The organism is Dietzia sp. DQ12-76, from assembly GCF_014145045.1.
Lineage (GTDB): Bacteria > Actinomycetota > Actinomycetes > Mycobacteriales > Mycobacteriaceae > Dietzia.
The window spans coordinates 1-1,333 of sequence record NZ_JAALDV010000463.1 but is presented as its reverse complement, the minus strand read 5'-3'; the positions used below and the strand labels follow the sequence as shown (position 1 = coordinate 1,333).

Here is a 1,333-nt window from a genome sequence, read left to right as displayed (position 1 = left end):
CTCATCTCGAACGGCCCCCGCGGTCGCGCGCGAGCGCACCGGCAGCACGGGGCCGTGGATCAGGAGTACCCAACCCATGACCACCACGACCGACCACCCACGCGAACCCGACCCGCCCACTGCCGCCTCCCCCACCGCCGACCTGCCCACCGCCGGACCGCGCGACCCGCGCGTCGGTGGCCCACTGAGGCAACTCATGCTCCGCCTCCACTTCTACGTCGGCCTGCTGGTCGGCCCGTTCCTGCTCATCGCCGCGGTGTCGGGCTTCTTCTACGCGCTGGCGCCGACGCTCGAGAAGGCGGTCTACGCCGATCAGTTGACCGCCGCCTCCTCGGCGCAGAACGTCGCACTGACCGACCAGATCACCACCGCACGCGCGGTTCATCCCGATCTCGCGGTCTCGAGGATCGTGCCCGGGAGCGACGGGTCGACGACCAGGGTGTTGTTCACGGATGACTCACTACCGTCGGAATCGCACTCCCGCGTGGTCTTCGTCGACCCCTCCGACGGTGCCGTCCGCGGGGACACCGTCCAGTACGGGTCCGGCCAGGCGCTCCCTCTGCGCACCTGGCTGTCCGGCCTGCACCGCAGTCTGCACCTCGGCGAGGTCGGGCGCCTCTACTCCGAGCTGGCCGCCAGCTGGCTCGCCCCACTCGCCCTGGCGGGGTTGTACCTGTGGTGGGGCCGTACCCGCCGGGCCGACACCTCTCCGTTCAGGTCGGCCCCCGGCCTGGAGGGGCGGGCGCGCCTACGCTCCCGCCACGCCGTGCTGGGCACCTGGGCACTGGTGGGCATGCTAGTGCTGTCGGCGACCGGTCTGACCTGGTCGGCCTACGCCGGGCAGCGCGTCTCCGACCTCCGCTCCGCCCTGGACTGGACCACGCCGACGCTGTCGGCCCACTCTCCTGAGACCTCCGACGCCATAACCCCTGTCGCCGCGTCCGCGAACGGACACGCGCATCACGGTTCCCATGGCGCTTCCCATGGTCTCGGTTCCGAGGACGCCGCCGCCTGGACCCCGGAGGGAGCGCAGATCGCACTGGCCGGCGCCCGCTCAGCGGGTCTGACGGAACCCGTCCAGCTGGTCCCGCCCGCCGCCGAGGGTGACCCCTGGCGGGTCCAGGAGGCCCGGCGGTCCTGGACGCCCGGGCCCGACGCGGTGAGCATCGATCCCGCGACGGGCGGGGTGGTGCAGTCCATCCCGTTCTCCAGCTACCCCGTCGCCGCCAAACTCACCGACTGGGGCATCCGGCTCCACATGGGGTTCCTGTTCGGGGTGGCCAATCAACTGCTGTTGGCGGCCGTCGCGGCGGCGGTCGTCGTCGTCACTCTC

The 1,333-nt window shown here is 72.0% G+C and carries 1 protein-coding gene; it reads left to right on the top strand.

Features of this window, described 5'->3' with window-relative positions:
- Positions 1-76 precede the first annotated feature (76 nt).
- Positions 77-1,333, top strand: a 1,257-nt coding sequence (locus G6019_RS14755; RefSeq protein WP_182627903.1) for a PepSY-associated TM helix domain-containing protein, incomplete at its 3' end; no start/stop codon positions are given.